18 protein-coding genes are annotated in these 18103 nt (G+C 71.6%); 10 read left to right on the forward strand and 8 right to left on the reverse strand.

Annotated features, from left to right (window positions below; all coding sequences use genetic code 11):
• Positions 1-36: 36 nt before the first annotated feature.
• Entirely contained in the window at positions 37-1125 is a 1089-nt protein-coding gene (locus RQG84_RS11160; RefSeq protein ID WP_311210081.1) for an ATP-dependent DNA ligase, read from the reverse strand.
• 60 nt (positions 1126-1185) lie between these two features.
• Here RQG84_RS11160 and RQG84_RS11165 point away from each other — a divergent pair, with 60 nt between their 5' ends.
• From RQG84_RS11165 to RQG84_RS11180, 4 genes are read left to right on the forward strand one after another with little or no spacing between them, the layout of a single operon-like run.
• Positions 1186-2106 carry an ABC transporter ATP-binding protein gene (locus RQG84_RS11165; protein WP_311210082.1) on the forward strand — a complete coding sequence of 307 codons (921 nt, stop codon included), beginning with the start codon at positions 1186-1188 and terminating at the stop codon, positions 2104-2106.
• A complete protein-coding gene (locus RQG84_RS11170; protein ID WP_311210083.1) occupies positions 2103-2876 on the forward strand; it encodes an ABC transporter permease in 774 nt (257 codons plus the stop codon). The genes RQG84_RS11165 and RQG84_RS11170 overlap by 4 nt, the downstream gene beginning before the upstream one ends.
• Positions 2867-3829 (forward strand): COX15/CtaA family protein, encoded by a 963-nt coding sequence (locus RQG84_RS11175; RefSeq protein ID WP_311210084.1) that lies wholly within the window; start codon positions 2867-2869, stop codon positions 3827-3829. Before RQG84_RS11170 ends, RQG84_RS11175 begins: the two co-directional genes overlap by 10 nt.
• Positions 3830-3888: 59 nt before the next feature.
• Positions 3889-4590, forward strand: coding sequence for a DUF6989 domain-containing protein (locus RQG84_RS11180; RefSeq protein WP_311210085.1), 702 nt, complete (start codon positions 3889-3891; stop codon positions 4588-4590).
• A gap of 25 nt (positions 4591-4615) precedes the next feature.
• Here the strand turns inward: RQG84_RS11180 and RQG84_RS11185 are convergent, their stop codons facing one another.
• Together RQG84_RS11185 and RQG84_RS11190 are read right to left on the reverse strand one after the other, a co-directional pair.
• Positions 4616-5080 carry a GNAT family N-acetyltransferase gene (locus RQG84_RS11185; RefSeq protein ID WP_311210086.1) on the reverse strand — a complete coding sequence of 155 codons (465 nt, stop codon included), beginning with the start codon at positions 5078-5080 and terminating at the stop codon, positions 4616-4618.
• Between the two features lie 67 nt (positions 5081-5147).
• Positions 5148-6062 carry a heme o synthase gene (locus tag RQG84_RS11190; protein WP_311210133.1) on the reverse strand — a complete coding sequence of 305 codons (915 nt, stop codon included), beginning with the start codon at positions 6060-6062 and terminating at the stop codon, positions 5148-5150.
• Positions 6063-6273: 211 nt separating this feature from the next.
• Here RQG84_RS11190 and tkt point away from each other — a divergent pair, with 211 nt between their 5' ends.
• From tkt to pgl, 6 genes are read left to right on the forward strand one after another with little or no spacing between them, the layout of a single operon-like run.
• Positions 6274-8466, forward strand: coding sequence for a transketolase (gene tkt / locus RQG84_RS11195; RefSeq protein WP_311210087.1), 2193 nt, complete (start codon positions 6274-6276; stop codon positions 8464-8466).
• A 38-nt stretch (positions 8467-8504) separates the two neighbouring features.
• On the forward strand, positions 8505-9593 hold the full coding sequence (gene tal / locus RQG84_RS11200; RefSeq protein WP_311210088.1) for a transaldolase: 1089 nt from the start codon (positions 8505-8507) through the stop codon (positions 9591-9593).
• 3 nt (positions 9594-9596) lie between these two features.
• On the forward strand, positions 9597-11201 hold the full coding sequence (locus RQG84_RS11205; protein WP_311210089.1) for a glucose-6-phosphate isomerase: 1605 nt from the start codon (positions 9597-9599) through the stop codon (positions 11199-11201).
• Complete coding sequence (gene zwf / locus RQG84_RS11210; RefSeq protein ID WP_055968015.1) at positions 11198-12730, forward strand: glucose-6-phosphate dehydrogenase; 1533 nt, start codon at positions 11198-11200, stop codon at positions 12728-12730. The genes RQG84_RS11205 and zwf overlap by 4 nt, the downstream gene beginning before the upstream one ends.
• A complete protein-coding gene (locus RQG84_RS11215; RefSeq protein WP_055968012.1) occupies positions 12730-13629 on the forward strand; it encodes a glucose-6-phosphate dehydrogenase assembly protein OpcA in 900 nt (299 codons plus the stop codon). The genes zwf and RQG84_RS11215 overlap by 1 nt, the downstream gene beginning before the upstream one ends.
• Entirely contained in the window at positions 13629-14351 is a 723-nt protein-coding gene (gene pgl, locus RQG84_RS11220; protein ID WP_311210090.1) for a 6-phosphogluconolactonase, read from the forward strand. Before RQG84_RS11215 ends, pgl begins: the two co-directional genes overlap by 1 nt.
• A 74-nt stretch (positions 14352-14425) precedes the next feature.
• Here pgl and RQG84_RS11225 read toward each other — a convergent pair whose 3' ends face one another.
• From RQG84_RS11225 to gap, 5 genes are read right to left on the reverse strand one after another with little or no spacing between them, the layout of a single operon-like run.
• Entirely contained in the window at positions 14426-14779 is a 354-nt protein-coding gene (locus RQG84_RS11225) for an RNA polymerase-binding protein RbpA (protein WP_311210091.1), read from the reverse strand.
• Position 14780: 1 nt separating this feature from the next.
• A complete protein-coding gene (secG, locus tag RQG84_RS11230) occupies positions 14781-15017 on the reverse strand; it encodes a preprotein translocase subunit SecG (protein ID WP_055968002.1) in 237 nt (78 codons plus the stop codon).
• Positions 15018-15032: 15 nt separating this feature from the next.
• A complete protein-coding gene (gene tpiA / locus RQG84_RS11235) occupies positions 15033-15827 on the reverse strand; it encodes a triose-phosphate isomerase (protein ID WP_311210092.1) in 795 nt (264 codons plus the stop codon).
• Positions 15827-17020, reverse strand: a complete 1194-nt coding sequence (locus RQG84_RS11240) for a phosphoglycerate kinase (protein WP_396135287.1) — start codon at positions 17018-17020, stop codon at positions 15827-15829. The genes tpiA and RQG84_RS11240 overlap by 1 nt, the downstream gene beginning before the upstream one ends.
• Positions 17021-17045: 25 nt before the next feature.
• On the reverse strand, positions 17046-18050 hold the full coding sequence (gap, locus tag RQG84_RS11245) for a type I glyceraldehyde-3-phosphate dehydrogenase (protein WP_311210094.1): 1005 nt from the start codon (positions 18048-18050) through the stop codon (positions 17046-17048).
• Positions 18051-18103 lie beyond the last annotated feature (53 nt).

Genomic DNA, 18103 nt, shown 5'->3' on the forward strand with positions numbered 1-18103 from the left:
CGGGCCCGACACCGGGACGACAGCAGCCGACCTCGGCTACGTCAGGACGTCACCGAGGTCGTAGGCCACGACCTCCTCGAGCTGCTCGTAGGTGCACGAGCCGGGCTCGCGGTCGGGGCGCCACCGCTTGAACTGTGCGGTGTGCCGGAAGCGACCCTGCTCGCCCCGACCCTCCATGTGCTCGTACCCGACCTCGACGACCCGCTCGGGCCGCAACGGCACGAACGAGAGGTCCTTGGTGCCCGTCCAGCGGCTCTGGCCACCGGGCAGCCGTCCGTCGGCGTGCGCCTCCTCGCTCTGCCAGGCACCCCAGGGGTGCTGATCGAGGTCCGCACGCAACGGGTCCAGCTCGTCCACGAGCTCGGCCCGGCGGGCCGCCGAGAAGGAGGCGCAGACACCCACGTGCTGGAGGCGGCCCTCCTCGGTGAACAGGCCCAGCAGCATCGAGCCGAGCAGCGGCTGCTCGGGCGTGGAGGTCTTGTGCAACCGGTATCCCGCGACCACCACGTCGGCCGTCCGGGCGTGCTTGATCTTCAGCATCGATCGGCCGTTGGGCACGTACGGGCCGTCGAGGCGCTTGGCCATGACCCCGTCGAGGCCCGCCCCCTCGAACTGGTGGAACCAGCGGGTGGCCTCCGCCGTCTCCCCCGTGGTGCGGGTGAGGTGGACGGGCGCGGAGACGTCGGAGAGCGCGCGTTCCAGGGCCGTCCGACGCTCGCCGAGCGGCGTGTCGACGAACGACGTGTCGCCCAGGGCCAGCAGGTCGAAGACCACCAGGCTGGCCGGCGTCTCGCGGGCGAGCATGTCGACCCGCGACCCCGCGGGGTGGATGCGCTGCGACAGCGTGTCGAAGTCGAGCCGGTCACCGACGGCCGTGACGATCTCGCCGTCGACGACGCACCGGTCGGGAAGCTGCTCCAGGACGGCCGCCACGACGTCGGGGAAGTAGCGCGTCAGCGACTTGGTCGAACGGCTCGCGATCTCGACCTCGTCGCCGTCGCGGAAGACGATGGCCCGGAAGCCGTCCCACTTGGGCTCGAAGAGGTAGTCCCCGTCCGCCGACGGCACGGCCGCCACGGACTTGGCGAGCATCGGTCGCAGCGGCGGCATGACGGGCAGGTCCACGCGCCCACCCTAGGCCGGGTCGGGGCCGCCTGCGTGGCACACGATCACTAGACTGTCCTGGTGAACCAGCCCGCCGTCGCCGTCACCGACCTGGTGGTCCGCTACGGCGACGTCACCGCGGTCGACGGCCTCTCGCTCGAGGTCGAGGCCGGCACGGTCACGTCGATCCTCGGTCCCAACGGCGCCGGCAAGACCAGCACCGTCGAGACCTGCGAGGGCTTCCGACGACCCACCTCGGGGCGCGTCAGTGTGCTCGGCCTGGACCCGGTGCGCGACGCCGTGCGCCTGCGCCCGCGCGTCGGCGTCATGCTCCAGGCCGGTGGCGCCTGGTCGGGCGTGCGGGCCGACGAGATGCTGCGCCACATGGCCTCGCTGCACGCCCACCCCCTCGACGTCGACACCCTCAGCGAGCGGCTCGGCCTGGGCTCGTGCGGTCGCACCGCCTACCGCCGGTTGTCGGGTGGGCAGCAGCAGCGGCTCGGGCTGGCCATGGCCGTGGTCGGACGCCCTGAGCTCGTGTTCCTCGACGAGCCCACCGCCGGCCTGGACCCGCAGGCCCGACGAGCGACGTGGGACCTGATCGACGAGCTGCGGTCCGGTGGCGTCACGACGGTGCTCACCACCCACTTCATGGACGAGGCCGAGGCCTTGAGCGACGTCGTCCACATCGTCGACGCCGGCCGTGTCATCGCGAGCGGCTCCCCCGCCGACCTCTCACGGTCCGGGGCGGAGAACACGGTCCGGTTCACCGCACGGCCGGCGCTCGACGTCGACGCCCTCATGTCGGCGCTGCCGCCGGAGAGCAAGGTGCACGAGCAGGCGCCGGGCCAGTACGTCGTCGTCGGCGCCGTCGACCCGGCGCTGCTCGCCACGCTCACCGCCTGGTTCGCCGGGCAGGGCGTCCTCGCGGAGTCCGTGCTCGTCGAGCGCCAGACCCTCGAGGACCGGTTCCTCGACCTGACGGGACGGGCCCTGCGATGAGCCTCGACCTCACCCCGCGTCCCGGCGCGGCCTCGACTTCGGCCATGGTGGCCGCGCAGACCCGCATGGAGCTGCGCCTGCTGGCCCGCAACGGCGAGCAGCTGCTGATCACGCTCGTCATCCCTCTGCTCCTGCTCGTCGCCGGCACCCGGTCAGGGCGCGTGGTCGACCTCGGCGCAGGACGCCCCATCGACATCGTCACCCCCGGCGTCCTCGGCCTCGCGGTGCTCTCGACGTCGTTCACCTCCGTCGCGATCGCCACCGGCTTCGAGCGCCGCTACGGCGTGCTCAAGCGGCTGGGCGCCTCCCCGCTGCCCCGGTGGGGACTGCTCGCCGGCAAGTCGGCGGCCGTCGTGGTGGTCGAGCTCGTCCAGCTGCTCGTGCTCGCGTGCGTCGCCCTGCTGCTCGGGTGGGACCCGGCCGGTGGCCTCGCCCCGTGGGCGTGGCTCGTCCTGCTGGCGGTGCTGGGCACCGCCGCCTTCGGCTCGCTCGGTCTCCTCATCGCGGGAACGCTGCGCGCCGAGGCCACGCTCGCCGTGGCCAACCTGGTGTACGTGCTCCTCCTCGTCGGCGGGGGCCTGCTGGTCCCCCTGTCCCGCTACCCCGACGGCGCGCAGGGCGTGCTCGCCCTGCTTCCCTCGGGCGCCCTCGGTGAGGGCATGCGCTCGGCCTTCGAGGACGGCACGGTCGACCTGCTCCCCCTGGTGGTGCTCGTGGCGTGGGCCGCCGTGGGCACCGCCCTCACCGCTAGGACCTTCCGATGGGAATGACCTCCACGCCGTCCGGCTACCCGACCCTGGGTCTGCGCCATCCCGATCGCGCCGTCGTGCAGCGGTGGGTCTGGGCGAGCCTTGTCGCGAACACGGTCATCATCCTGACGGGGGGCCTCGTCCGGCTCACCGCGTCGGGGCTCGGCTGCCCGACCTGGCCGCGGTGCACCGAGGAGTCCTTCGTGCCGCACAGCGAGCTGGGCCTGCACGGTCTCATCGAGTTCGGCAACCGGCTGCTGACGTACGTGCTCATAGCGATCGCGATCGGGACCCTCGTGGCCGTCTGGCGCTGGAGCGAGGGTCGCCGCCTCCGCCGGCACGCGGTCGTGCTGGCCGCCGGCGTCCCGTTCCAGGGCGTCATCGGTGGCATCACGGTGCTCACCGACCTCAACCCGTGGATCGTCGCGCTGCACCTCGTGCTCTCGCTGTTCCTCGTCGCGGGGTCCACCTGGCTGCTCCTGCGCGTGCGTGCCGAAGCCGCATCCATGTCCTCGGTCCTGGTCCGGCGGCTGGTGCTGGCGGTCTACGCGACGCTCTGGGTGGTGGTCTACCTCGGCACCGTCGTCACCGGCAGCGGCCCGCACGCCGGTGACCTCGACGTGCCGCGCAACGGCCTCGACCCCCAGCTGTGGAGCCACGTGCACGCCTGGGCGGTCTACCTGCTCGTCGGACTGACGGTGGCGACGATCGTCCTCGTGCGTCGAGACCGCGACACGACGTCCCGGACGCCGGCGCTGCAGGCCGCCGTCTGGCTGCTCGTCGCCGAGCTCGGGCAGGGTGTGATCGGGTTCGTGCAGTACTTCACCGACCTGCCGGTCGCCCTGGTGGCGGTGCACCTCGTCGGTGCGGCGGTGCTGGTGGCCGTGGCCACCCGTCTCGTCGTGACCGTCCACCCGTCCCCGTCCGCGCCGCGGCCGCTCGAGCACGACGCGGTCGTCGGCCGCTCGGCCTGAGGGACGCAGGTCCCGACGGGACCGTTGACGGTGCGGTGCGTCGACCCTAGGTTGACCGCGTGTCCCCCACCCCCGCTCCGACCGACGACGTCATGGCCCCGGACGCCGCGGCCCTGCGTGGCCTCCTGCTCGTCCACGCAGCCCTGCTCGTCGGGGGCGGCGTGGCCCTCTCGCTCCCCGTCCCCGCACAGGGGTGGGGCATCCTGGTCGTCGTCGTGGCGTACGCGGTGGCTCTCCCGCTGGTCTGCCGGGCGGTCGGCCGGGGCGACTGGGCGGCGCTGGCGATCTTCCTGGTGCCGGTCTCCGTGTTCCAGGTCCTGCCCGACTGGGTGCTCGCGGACCTCGTGGGGACGCTGGCGTTCCCCGATCGCGGTGGCCCGCGGGTCGACGACGTCATCCCGCTCGCGATGGCGGCGATGTGGATCGCCCCGTTGTTCCTCGCCGTGGTCCTGGCAGGCCTGAGGCCCGGCAGGTCGGCACTGGCGGCGCTCGCGGTGTTCGCCGGCGCCGAGCTCCTCGCTCCGGTGGTCGGCCTGTGGGAACCGACGGGTGCGACCACGCGCGTCCTCGGCGTCGCGCTCTACGTCCTGCCCGCCGAGGCAGCGCTCGGCTGGGCCACGGCCACGGCCTTCCTGCTCACCCGCGGACGCCCTCTCCCGCACCGGGTCGCGGGCGCCCTGGCGGTCTCCACCTTCTACCTCGGGGCGCTCGTGCTCGCCCACTTCCTGATCGACGTCGCGGGCTGGCGGCTGACCGCCTGACCGCGGTCCCGTCGAGCTCCGCAGCTCAGGCGCGACCGGGCGACGGCGCGTAGGTCATCGCCAGGCAGCCCTCGGCGTCGGCGTCGACCGTCACCAGGCGGAAGCCACAGCGCTCGTAGAACCGCACGCCGTGACCGTTGTCGGCCATCACCCGCAGGTGCACCGGCACGTCCGGCGGCGCGAGCGTCAGGACGGCATCCACCAGCGACCACCCGACCCCCGTGCCCCGCACCGCGGGGTCCACCCACATGCCGATCAGCTGCCCGGACCGGTCGAGCCCTGCGGTGCCGACGTCCACCCCGGACCGCGTGGCCACGAGCGTCACGACGTCGGCGAGGCGCGCCCGCCAGTGCTGCTCGACGTCGAGCTCGTCGAGCCAGCGGTGCGCGGAGGCCGCGAACGCGGAGGGGTCGCCGCGCAGCGAGGCCTGCCGCACGGTCCGGAACCGTGCCCAGTCGTCGGGACCGAGCCGCTCGACGGTCGTGGTCACCGCAACCGCGATCGATCGGTCGGCAGCTCGCCGTCCGGGCGGTGGTACGGCTCCCAGGCCGCCGGGATCATCGCAGGAACGGGTCGGCCGCGGCGGCGACGAACAGCAGGGCGAGGTAGGCGTTGGAGAAGTGGAAGAGCCGCATGGGCTTGATCACCGAGAGCTCCTCGGACTCCTTGGCACGCGAGCGGAGATCGTAGGCCTCGACGAGGAAGACGATGCCGAGCACGATCGCCGCACCCGGGTAGAACCAGCCCATGCCGGCGACCGGCCACAGGGCCAGCGAGGTCGCGACCATCACCCACGAGTAGGCGACGATCTGGCGGGACACCACGGCGGCGCTGGCGACGGACGGCAGCATCGGCACGCCTGCGGCGGCGTAGTCGTCGCGGTAGCGCAGCCCGAGCGACCAGAAGTGCGGGGGCGTCCAGAAGAAGACCACCAGGAACAGCACGACCGGAGGCCAGGCGAGCTCGTTCGTGACGGCAGTCCAGCCGATCAGGGCCGGGAAGCACCCGGCGGCCCCGCCCCACACGATGTTCTGCGGCGTGCGGCGCTTGAGGATCATCGTGTAGCCCACGACGTAGAACACGTTCGCGGCCAGTGCCAGCCAGGCCGACAGCCAGTTCACCAGCAGGCCGAGTCCCAGCGTGGAGACCACGGCGAGCGCGAGACCGAACCACAGCGCCCCGGCGGTCGACACGCCGTGCCGCGGGAGCGGACGTCGCGCGGTGCGGCGCATCTTCTGGTCGATGTCGGCGTCGAAGACGTTGTTGAGCGCGTTGGCGCTCCCGGCCGAGAGCGTGCCACCCACCACGGTGGCCACGATCAGCCAGAAGGAGGGGACGTCGCGCGCGGCGAGGAACATCACCGGGACGGTCGTGAGCAGCAGCAGCTCGATGATCCGCGGCTTCATGAGCGCGACGTACGCGTTGATCACGTCGACCGGACCGGACCGGGTCACCTGGGCCGACGTCACCATCCGGGGGCCCTGGCCGAGAGCGGGTCCGGCGTCGGCCGATCCGTCGTGGGAGGGGGCTCCGGTGGGAGGGGTGGCCGAGGACATGTCGCGTCGTCTCAACCTCGGGGCACTCACGTAGCAGAGTCTAGTCGCACGCGAGTAGGGTCGAACCGAGGGCTCCGCAGGGCCCCGACAGCCTGATCCGAACCCGATCGCAGGAGCGCCAGACACCGTGACCAGCACCTCCACCACCCTGGACTGGACCGAGCTCGACGCCAAGGCGGTGGACACCGCCCGACTCCTCGCGGCGGACGCCGTCGAGAAGGTCGGCAACGGCCACCCCGGCACCGCCATGAGCCTCGCCCCGGCGGCCTACCTGCTCTACCAGAAGCTGATGCGCCACGACCCCAGCGATCCGCAGTGGGTCGGACGTGACCGTTTCGTGCTCTCGTGCGGCCACTCGAGCCTGACTCAGTACATCCAGCTCTACCTCGCCGGCTACCCGATGACGCTCGACGACCTCAAGAGCCTGCGCACGTGGGGCAGCCAGACGCCGGGCCATCCCGAGTACCGCCACACCCCGGGCGTCGAGGTCACGACCGGCCCGCTGGGCCAGGGCATCGCGAACGCCGTGGGCATGGCCATGGCCGCCCGCCGCGAGCGTGGGCTGCTCGACCCCGACACCGCCGCCGGCGAGAGCCCCTTCGACCACCAGGTCTACGTGATCGCGTCCGACGGCGACGTGCAGGAGGGTGTCTCCGCCGAGGCCTCCTCCCTCGCCGGGCACCAGAAGCTCGGCAACCTGACCGTGCTCTACGACGCGAACAAGATCTCGATCGAGGACGACACGGACGTGGCGTTCACCGAGGACGTCGCCGCGCGCTACGCCGCCTACGGCTGGCACGTGCAGACGGTCGACTGGACCAACGGCGGCACGGGCTACGAGGAGGACCTGCAGGCGCTGTGGGACGCCTACCAGGCCGCAGAGGCGGTCACCGACAAGCCGTCCTTCATCCAGCTGCACACGATCATCGCGTGGCCGGCACCGTCGGCGCAGAACACCGGCGCCTCGCACGGGTCCGCCCTCGGCGCCGACGAGATCAAGGCCACGAAGGAGCTGCTGGGCTTCGATCCCGAGCAGGCCTTCGCGGTCGCCGACGACGTCATCGCCCACACGCAGTCCGCGCGCGACCGGGGCGCCACGGTGCGCGAGCAGTGGCAGAGGTCCTTCGACACCTGGGCCACGTCCAACCCCGACGGCGCCGCCCTGCTGCAGCGCCTCACCGACCGGGTCCTGCCCGACGGCTGGGAGTCGGCTCTCCCGACCTTCGAGGCCAGCGAGAAGGGCGTGGCCACCCGCGCGGCGTCCGGCGACGTGCTCACGGCCATCGCGCCCGAGCTGCCCGAGCTCTGGGGCGGTTCGGCCGACCTCGCCGGCTCGAACAACACCACCCCCAAGGGCGAGCCGTCGTTCCTGCCCCCGGAGTGGTCCACCGAGAAGTTCCAGGGCGGCTGGTACGGCCGCGTGCTGCACTTCGGCATCCGTGAGCACGCGATGGGCGCCATCATGAACGGGATGGTCCAGCACGGGCTCACCCGCCCGTACGGCGGCACGTTCCTCGTGTTCAGCGACTACATGCGTCCTGCGGTCCGCCTGGCGGCGCTGCAGGAGCTCCCGGTCACCTACGTCTGGACGCACGACTCGATCGGCCTCGGCGAGGACGGTCCCACCCACCAGCCGATCGAGCACCTGGCAGCCCTGCGCGCCATCCCCGGCCTCGACGTCGTTCGACCCGCCGACGCCAACGAGGTCGCGGTGGCGTGGCGCACGCTCATGGGCATCACCAACCGACCGGTCGCCCTCGCGCTCAGCCGCCAGAACGTGCCGACCTTCCCCCGCGGGACCGAGGGATACGCAGCCGCCGACGGTGCCGCCCGCGGCGCCTACGTCCTGCTCGACACCGACGGTGAGCCCGACGTCGTCCTCGTCGGCACCGGCTCGGAGGTCCAGCTCGCCGTTCGGGCCCGCGACCTCCTGGCCGCCGAGGGCATCCAGGCCCGCGTGGTCTCGATGCCGTCGCGCGAGTGGTTCGAGCAGCAGGACTCGGGGTACCGCGACAGCGTGCTCCCCCCGCAGCTGCGTGCCCGAGTCGCCGTCGAGGCCGGCGTGTCCTTCGGCTGGCGCGACGTCCTCGGCGACGCCGGCCGGTTCGTCGGCATCGAGCACTTCGGTGCCTCGGCCGACGCCGGGACCCTGTACGAGAAGTTCGGCATCACCGCCGAGGCCGTCGTGGCCTCGGCCAAGGAGTCCATCGAGGCGTCGCAGCACACCGGCGGCGTCCCGTTCTTCGCCCGCCCCTCCGGACCGGTGGGACCGGGCGACAACCAGGACGCACCCGGTGGCGGCAGCCACCGCGAGTCCTGAGCACGTCACGAGACCTCAACCCTGATCGGGAGACGACCATGAACGAGCGACTGCAGAACCTCAGCGACGCCGGAGTGTCCATCTGGCTGGACGACCTGTCCCGCGAGCGGATCGAGAGCGGCAACCTCGCCGAGCTGATCCGTGACCAGAACGTCGTCGGCGTCACCACGAACCCGACCATCTTCGCCTCGGCGTTGTCGAAGGGCGAGAAGTACGCCGAGCAGGTCAAGGAGCTGAAGGCCGCCGGCGCCGACGTCGACGAGGCGGTCTTCGAGATCACCACCACCGACGTGCAGCAGGCGTGCGACATCTTTCGCGACGTCTACGACGCGACGAACGGCGTCGACGGACGGGTCTCGATCGAGGTCGAGCCGGGCCTGGCCCGTGACAGCGACGCGACCGCCGCCATGGCGCGCAAGCTCTGGGAGCGGGTCGACCGGCCCAACACCCTGATCAAGATCCCCGCGACGGTCGAGGGCCTGCCCGCGATCGCCAAGACGATCGGGCAGGGCATCAGCGTCAACGTCACGCTGATCTTCTCCCTCGAGCGGTACCGCGGGGTCATGGACGCCTACCTCGAGGGTCTCGAGACGGCGGCGGCCGAGGGCCGCGACCTGTCGGCCATCCACTCCGTGGCGTCGTTCTTCATCAGCCGCGTCGACTCCGAGGTCGACAAGCAGCTCGGCGAGGGACACGAGCTGCGCGGCAAGGCCGCCCTGGCCAACGCCCGTCTGGCGTTCGAGGCGTACGAGGAGGTCTTCGGCAGCGAGCGCTTCGCGGCACTGCGCGCCAAGGGCGCCAACCCGCAGCGGCCGCTGTGGGCCTCCACCGGCGTCAAGGACCCCGCGCTGCCCGACACGCTCTACGTGAGCGAGCTGGTCGTCGACGGCACGGTGAACACCATGCCGGAAAAGACGCTCCAGGCGTTCGGCGACCACGGCGAGGTCTCCGGCGACACGGTGCACGGAACCTACGACGACTCGCGGGCAGTCATCGCCGCGCTCGAGGAGGCCGGCGTCTCCTACGACCAGGTGGTCAAGGTCCTCGAGGACGAGGGCCTGGAGAAGTTCGACGCGTCCTGGGCCGAGCTGCTCGAGACCGTCACCGCCGAGCTCGAGAAGGCCTGAGCCGTGTCCCGACCCGACGTCACCCTGACCGTCGGCGACGAGGGGGACCTCGAGGCTGCGCTCGGCGACCTGGTCACCGATCGCTTCGCGTCCCGCCTGCTCGCCGGTGATGCCACCCTGTGGGGCCCGGACGCCGAGTCCGAGGCCTCGAAGCGACTCTCGTGGACCACGCTGGCCCAGACGTCACGGCCCCTCGTCGGGCGGATCGAGGCGCTGCGCTCCGAGCTGCACGCGCGCGGGCTCGACCACGTCGTGCTCTGCGGCATGGGTGGGTCGTCGCTGGCGCCCGAGGTCATCTGCGCCGCCGCAGGCGTGGAGCTGACCGTGCTCGACTCCTCCCAGCCCGACATGGTGCGGTCCGCGCTCGCGGACCGTCTAAAGCGCACGGTCGTGGTCGTCTCCAGCAAGTCCGGCGGGACCGTGGAGACCGACAGCCAGCGTCGTGCCTACGAGCAGGCCTTCGGCGACGCGGGTCTCTCCCCCGCCGACCACCTCGTGGTGGTCACCGACCCGGGCTCGCCGCTCGACGAGCAGGCCACCGCCGCGGGGTACCGCGTCTTCCACGCCGACCCCGAGGTCGGCGGCCGCTACTCGGCGCTCACCGCGTTCGGGCTGGTGCCCAGCGGCCTCGCCGGCGCCGACGTCGGCGCCCTGCTCGACGAGGCCGAGTCGGCCGGACCGGAGCTGTTCGCCGACGACGCCGCCAACCCCGCGCTGCGGCTCGGGGCGGCACTGGGCGTCGCCAACCGGGCCGCGGTCGACAAGCTCGTCCTGCTCGACCACGACGCCGGCACCTCCGGGGCGTGGGGCGTGGGCGACTGGATCGAGCAGCTCGTGGCCGAGTCGACGGGCAAGCAGGGTCGCGGGATCCTGCCCGTCGTCGTGCCCAGCACGCACGCCGTCAACGTCGACCCCAGCACGCCCGACTCGTTCCTGGTCGTCACGGGCTCGGCCCAGCCCCCCTCGAGCACCTCGGGCTGGTCCGCCGGCGTGACCGGTGGACTCGGCGCGCAGATGCTGCTCTGGGAGGTCGCGGTCAGCGTGGCCGGTGCCCTCATCGGCATCAACCCCTTCGACCAGCCCGACGTCGAGAGCGCCAAGCAGGCCGCCCGCGACAAGCTCAGCGGCGGCTCGGACGACGAGGTCGCGGCCGACGTCACGGACGGACTCGTCAGCGCCTTCGGCACGAGTGCCGACTCCCTGACCGACGCGGTCCAGGGGCTCCTCGACCAGCTGGACCCCGAGCACGGCTACGTCGCCGTGCACGCCTACCTCGACCGCTGGGAGCTCAGCGCCTACGCCGGTCTGCGGGAGCTGCTGGCCCGGCGCACGGGCCGCCCCGTCACGTTCGGCTGGGGGCCGCGGTTCCTGCACTCCACCGGGCAGTACCACAAGGGTGGCCCGGCCACCGGGGTCTACCTGCAGCTCACGAGCGACGCCGCGCAGGACCTCGCCGTGCCCGGTCGCGACTTCACCTTCGGTGAGTTCATCGCGTCCCAGGCCGCCGGCGACGCGCAGGTGCTCCAGGACCACGGCAGACCTGTGCTCCGGCTCCACCTCGCCGACCCCGAGGCTGCCGCCGCCACGGTGCGCGACCTGCTCGCATGACCGACACGAGCACCGGTTCCAACCCGCTGCGGGACCCGCGCGACCGTCGGCTCCCGAGGATCGCCGGGCCCTGCAGCGTCGTCATGTTCGGCGTCACGGGCGACCTCGCCCGCAAGAAGCTGATCCCGGCGATCTACGACCTCGCGAACCGCGGTCTCCTGCCGCCGGGGTTCGCGCTCGTCGGCTTCGCCCGCCACGACTTCGGCACCCAGCAGTTCGCCGACATGCTCAAGGACTCGGCGAAGGCGGGCGCTCGCACGCCCTGGCGCGACACGGTCTGGGCGCAGCTGGAGGCGGGCATCCGCTTCGTGCCCGGTGAGTTCGACGACGACGCCGCCTGGCTCCAGCTGGCCGCCACCATGGCCGAGCTCGACGAGCAGCAGGGCACCGGCGGGAACCACGCCTTCTACCTCTCGATCCCCCCGGGCCTCTTCCCGGTGGTCGTCGGCAAGATCAAGCAGCACGGTCTGGCCGACCAGTCGGGTGGGTGGCGTCGAGTCGTCATCGAGAAGCCGTTCGGCCACGACCTCGAGTCGGCGCGGACGCTCAACTCCCTCGTCTCGGAGGTGTTCCCCCGCGAGAGCGTGTTCCGCATCGACCACTACCTCGGCAAGGAGACGGTGCAGAACATCCTCGCGCTGCGCTTCGCGAACGGGATGTTCGAGCCGCTGTGGAACAGCCACTACGTCGACCACGTGCAGATCACGATGGCCGAGGACATCGGCATCGGCACGCGCGCGGGCTACTACGACGGCATCGGCGCCGCGCGTGACGTGATCCAGAACCACCTGCTCCAGCTCATGGCCCTCATCGCGATGGAGGAGCCGGTCTCCTTCAACGCCGAGAGCCTGCGGATCGAGAAGCAGAAGATCCTGGCCAACGCCCGCCCGGCCACGCCGATGGCCGACCACACGGCCCAGGCCCAGTACACCGCCGGCTGGGCCGGCGGCGAGCACGTCGTCGGCTACCTCGAGGAGCAGGGCATCCCGCAGGAGTCCCGCACGGAGACCTACGCGGCCGTGCGCGTCGACGTGGCCACCCGCCGCTGGGCCGGGGTCCCGTTCTACCTGCGCACCGGCAAGCGGCTCGGTCGTCGGGTCACCGAGGTGGCCGTGGTGTTCAAGGCGGCACCGCACCAGCCGTTCAGCAAGAACGACATCGAGGAGCTCGGCAAGAACGCCCTCGTCATGCGCATCCAGCCCGACGAGGGCGTCACGCTGCGCTTCGGTGCGAAGGTGCCCGGCACCACGATGGAGATCCGTGACGTGCTCATGGACTTCGCCTACGGCGGCGCGTTCGTCGAGAGCAGCCCGGAGGCCTACGAGCGCCTCATCCTCGACGTGCTGCTCGGTGATCCACCGCTGTTCCCGCAGCAGGAGGAGGTCGAGCTGTCCTGGAAGATCCTCGACCCCGTCATCGAGCACTGGACGCGGCAGCGCTCCATCGACACCTACACGTCGGGGACGTGGGGACCACCGACCGCCGACGCCATGATGGAACGTGACGGCCGCGTCTGGAGGCGACCCTGATGCAGATCAACCTCGACGACACGACCTCACCGGAGATCGCGCGTGCCATGGTGCGCGCGCGAGTCGACTCCGGCAGTCCGGCCATGGACATGGTGCTCACGGCCCTGGTCGTGACCGACGACGAGACCGTGGGCGACGCGCTGCGCACGGCCGCGGTGCTCTCGCGCGAGCACCCGTCACGCGTCATCGGCATCGTCCTGGGCGACGGGCGCGGACACCCGCGGGTCGACGCCACCGTCCGGGTGGGCGAGAACGCCGCCGGAGAGTCGATCCTGCTGCGCCTGTCGGGGCCGCTCACCCGGCATGCCGAGTCCGTGGTGCTGCCGCTGCTGCTCCCCGACTCCCCCGTCGTGGTGTGGTGGCCGGGCAAGCCACCGGCCTGCCCGTCGCAGGACCCGATCGGTCAGCTGGCCCAGCGCCGACTGACCGATGCCGAGGCGACCGACTCCCCGGTGCGCACGCTCAAGAGCACCGCCCGGAACTACGCCCCGGGCGACACCGACCTGAGCTGGACGCGACTCACGCCCTGGCGCGCCCTGCTGGCTGCCGCCCTCGACCAGGCCACCGGCACCGTGGAGCGTGGTGTCGTCGAGGCCGGGTCCGGCAACCCTGCCGCCACGCTGCTGACCGCCTGGCTGCAGAGCCGGCTCGGCGTCCCGATCACACAGCGACGCAGCGACACCGAGCAGATCGCGCGGGTTGTGCTCGAGACGGCCACCGGCGACGTGACCATCGAGCGGATCGACGCAGAGTCCTGCCTGTTCTCCATCCCGGGATCGGCACCCCGCCACGTGCCGCTCGGCGCCCGCTCGCTCGCCGAGCTCCTCGCCGAGGACCTGCGACGGCTCGACGCCGACGACGTGTACCACGAGACGATCACCCACCTGCTGGAGTCCTGATGAGCCCCACGGCACCCGAGCCCGTCACCCACGTCCACCCCGACGCCGCGACCCTGGCCGAGGCGGTGGCGACCCGGCTGGCCGAGCGGGTGGCCGCGGCCCAGGCGGACGGACGGGTCCCGCACGTGGTGCTCACCGGCGGGACCATCGCCATCGAGATCTACGAGCGGCTCGACGTCGACGCCGCGCGCTGGGCCGACGTCGTCTACTGGTTCGGTGACGAGCGGTTCGTCCCGGAGGGCCACGAGGACCGCAACGACCGGCAGGCGCGCGACAGCTTCCTCGACCGGTGCGGCGTCCCGGCCGAGAACGTGCGGTCGATGCCGGCGCACGGCTGCTCCACGTCCATGGCCGAGGCGGCCGACGCCTACGGTGCCACGCTGCCCGACGAGCCGTTCGACGTCGTGCTCCTCGGTCTCGGACCGGACGGGCACGTGGCCTCGCTGTTCCCCGGGTTCACTCAGCTGCACGAGCAGGAGCGCCGGTGCGTCGAGGTGTTCGGCTCGCCGAAGCCACCTCCGGAGCGCATCAGCCTCACCTTCGGCGCCCTCAACCACGCTCGGGCCACGTGGTTCCTCGTCTCCGGCGAGGGCAAGGCCGATGCCGTGGCCCGCGCCCGGGCCGACGAGGGATCGATCGACGAGACCCCCGCACGTGGGGCCCACGGGCAGGACGAGACGCTCTGGTTCCTCGACGAGGCTGCGGCGAGCGCCCTGCGGTAGCTCGATCCCGGAACGCGCCGACGCCCCCGTCCCGTGGGACGAGGGCGTCGAGGTCTGACCGTGCCGGAGGCGGGTCAGAAGATGACGTCGCCGGACTTGCGGCGTGCGCGCAGGGAGTCGAGGGCCTCGGTGAGGATCACCTGGGCCTCGTCCTCGCTGCGACGTTCCTTCACGTAGGCCAGGTGCGTCTTGTAGGGCTCCGTCTTGGGCGCCGTCGGACGGTTGGCGGAGTCGTGGCTCGCGGGCATGCCGCACCGAGGGCAGTCCCAGGTCTCCGGCACGGTCGCCTCGAGGGCGAAGTGCAGCAGCGTGGTGTGGTCGTTGATGCAGAAGTACGTCACGGCCTGACGGGGCGCGGCCTCGCCACGCTCCGCCTCGCCCATGGGCCCCGAGCCGATGCGGCTGCCGCGGATGGCTCCTGCCGCCATGTCAGTTGCTCACCTTCAGCAGCAGCCCCAGGGCGATGATCGAGATCGCCCAGATGACGGCGATGCCGACCGTGATGCGGTCGAGGTTGCGCTCGGCGACCGAGGAGCCTCCGAGCGAGCTCGAGATGCCGCCGCCGAACATGTCGGACAAGCCGCCGCCGCGCCCCTTGTGCATGAGGATCAGCACGATCATGAGCAGGCTCGCGATCGTCAGCACGGACGAGAACAGGATGATCACAGTGTGGGTCTTCCGTCAGGAGGGCAGGGCCGGCATGTCGTAGAACCGGGCGACGGCGGCGAACTCCTCCGCCTGGAGGCTGGCACCGCCGACCAGGGCGCCGTCCACGTCGGACTTCGCCATGATCGCGGCGATGTTGGCCGCCTTGACCGATCCGCCGTACAGGATACGCACTGCGTCCGCAGCCTCCGACGAGCAGGTCTCCGCCACGCGGGCACGAATGGCCGCGCAGACCTCCTGGGCGTCCTCGGGCGTGGCGACCTCGCCGGTGCCGATGGCCCACACGGGCTCGTACGCGACGACGAGACCAGCGACCTGCTCCGGGGAGAGACCCGCCAGGGATCCGTCGACCTGCGCGAGCGTGTGGGCCACGTGCTCGCCGGCCTGCCGGACCTCGAGTCCCTCGCCGACGCAGACGATCGGGGTGATGTCGGCGGCGAGCGCGCGCTTGGTCTTGGCGTTCACGACGGCGTCGGTCTCGTGGTGGTACTCGCGACGCTCGGAGTGCCCGACGACCACGTAGGAGCAGCCGAGCTTCGCCAGCATGGCCGCCGTGATCTCACCGGTGTACGCACCGCCGTCGTGCTCTGAGACGTCCTGCGCGCCGTAGCGCAGGGACAGCCGGTCCCCGTCGACGAGGGTCTGGACGCTGCGGATGTCGGTGAACGGCGGGATCACCACGACCTCGGAGCGCGTGCCGTCGTGCTTCTTGTCCTGCAGGGTCCACGCCAGCTTCTGCACCAGGACGACGGCCTCCTGGTGGTTGAGGTTGGACTTCCAGTTGCCCGCCATGAGCGGTGTCCGTGCCATCATGCATCCCCTTCCAGGATCTGCAGGCCGGGGAGCGTCTTGCCCTCCAGGTACTCCAGGCTCGCTCCACCACCGGTGGAGATGTGGCCGAACTGGTCGTCGGAGAAGCCGAGGCGACGCACGGCTGCGGCGGAGTCGCCACCGCCGACGACCGACAGGCCGTCCACCTCGGTGAGGGCCTGGGCGACCGCCTTGGTGCCGGCGGCGAACGCGTCGAACTCGAACACCCCCATCGGGCCGTTCCAGAACACCGTGTGCGCACCCCGCACGACCTCGGCGAAGCGGGCCGCGCTGTCGGGACCGATGTCGAGACCCATCTGGTCGGACGGGATCGCGTCGGCGGCGACGACGGTGGCCGGCGCGTCGGCGGAGAACTCCGGCGCCACGACCACGTCGGTCGGCAGCACGAGCTCGACACCCTTCGCCTCGGCGCGCTCCACGTACTCACGGGCGACGTCGAGCTGGTCGGCCTCGAGCAGCGAGGAGCCGACGTCGTGGCCGGCGGCCTTGAGGAACGTGAAGACCATGCCGCCCCCGATGAGCAGGCTGTCGGCCTTGTCGATGAGGTTGTCGATCACGCCCAGCTTGTCGGACACCTTGGAGCCGCCGAGCACGACCACGTAGGGCCGCTCGGGGGTCTCGGTCAGCCGCTGCAGGACCTCGACCTCGGCCTGCACCAGCCCGCCGACCACGGCGGGGAGCCGCGTGGCGACGTCGTAGACGCTGGCCTGCTTGCGGTGCACGACACCGAAGCCGTCGGAGACGAACACGTCGGCCAGCGCCGCGAGCTGGTCCGCGAAGGCGCCACGAACCGCGTCGTCCTTGCTCGTCTCGCCCTCGTTGAACCGGACGTTCTCGAGCACCGCGACCTGTCCGTCCTGCAGCGCCGCGGAGATCCGCTGCGCCTCGACGTCGACGGTGTCGTTGGCGAACAGCACCGGGCTGCCGAGCAGCTCGGCCAGCCGCTCGGCCACCGGGGCCAGGGAGTACGCCGGGTCCGGCGCACCCTTGGGACGACCCAGGTGGGCCATCACGAGCACGCGCGCGCCGGCCTCGGCCAGACAGCGGATGGTGGGTACGCTGGCGCGCACCCGGCCGTCGTCGGTGATGGTGCTGCCGTCGAGCGGGACGTTCAGGTCGCTGCGCACCAGCACCCGCGTGCCGGAGAGGTCCCCGCCGCGCTCGTCGAGCAGGCCGTCGATCGTCTGGACCGCCACGTCAGAGAGAGGCGCCGACGTGCTTGACGAGGTCGACGAGACGGTTGGAGTAGCCCCACTCGTTGTCGTACCAGCCGACGACCTTGACCTGGTCGCCGATGACCTTCGTCAGGCCCGAGTCGAAGATGCACGACGAGGGGTCGGTGACGATGTCGGTGGAGACGATCGGGTCCTCGGTGTACGTCAGGAAGCCCTTGAGGGGCCCCTCGGCGGCGTCCTTGAGGATCTGGTTGACCTCCTCGACCGACGTCTCACGCGAGGCGGTGAACGTGAGGTCGGTGGCCGAGCCGGTCGGCACGGGGACGCGCAGCGCGTAGCCGTCGAGCTTGCCCTTGAGCTCGGGGAGCACGAGGCTCACGGCCTTGGCGGCACCCGTCGACGTCGGGACGATGTTCAGCGCGGCGGCGCGCGCGCGGCGCAGGTCGCTGTGCGGCGCGTCCTGGAGGTTCTGGTCCTGCGTGTACGCGTGGATCGTGGTCATCAGGCCACGCTCGATGCCGAGCGCGTCGTTGAGGGCCTTGGCCATCGGCGCGAGGCAGTTGGTGGTGCAGGAGGCGTTGGAGATGACCGTGTGCGCGTCGGCGTCGTAGGTCTCGTGGTTGACGCCCATGACGATCGTGGCGTCCTCGTTCTTCGCGGGCGCGGAGATGATGACCTTCTTCGCACCGCCGTCGACGTGGGCCTTGGCCTTGGTGGCGTCGGTGAAGAACCCGGTGGACTCCACGACGACGTCGACGCCCACGGAGGCCCAGTCCAGGTTCGCGGGGTCGCGCTCGGCGAAGGCGGCGATCTTCTGGTCACCGACGGTGATCGAGGTGTCGTCGAAGGACACGTCGGCGTCGAGGCGGCCGAGGATCGAGTCGTACTTGAGGAGCGTCGCGAGCGTCCTGTTGTCGGTCAGGTCGTTGACGGCGACGATCTCGATGTCGGCGCCGGCGGCACGGGCCGCCCGGAAGAAGTTGCGGCCGATGCGGCCGAAGCCGTTGATGCCCACGCGAACGGTCACGATGAAACCTGCTCCTACTGGGGTCGAGGTGATGATCGTCTGCAGCCTATCGA

It is taken from the genome of Aeromicrobium sp. WCS2018Hpa-31 (assembly GCF_031843905.1).
Taxonomy (GTDB): domain Bacteria; phylum Actinomycetota; class Actinomycetes; order Propionibacteriales; family Nocardioidaceae; genus Aeromicrobium.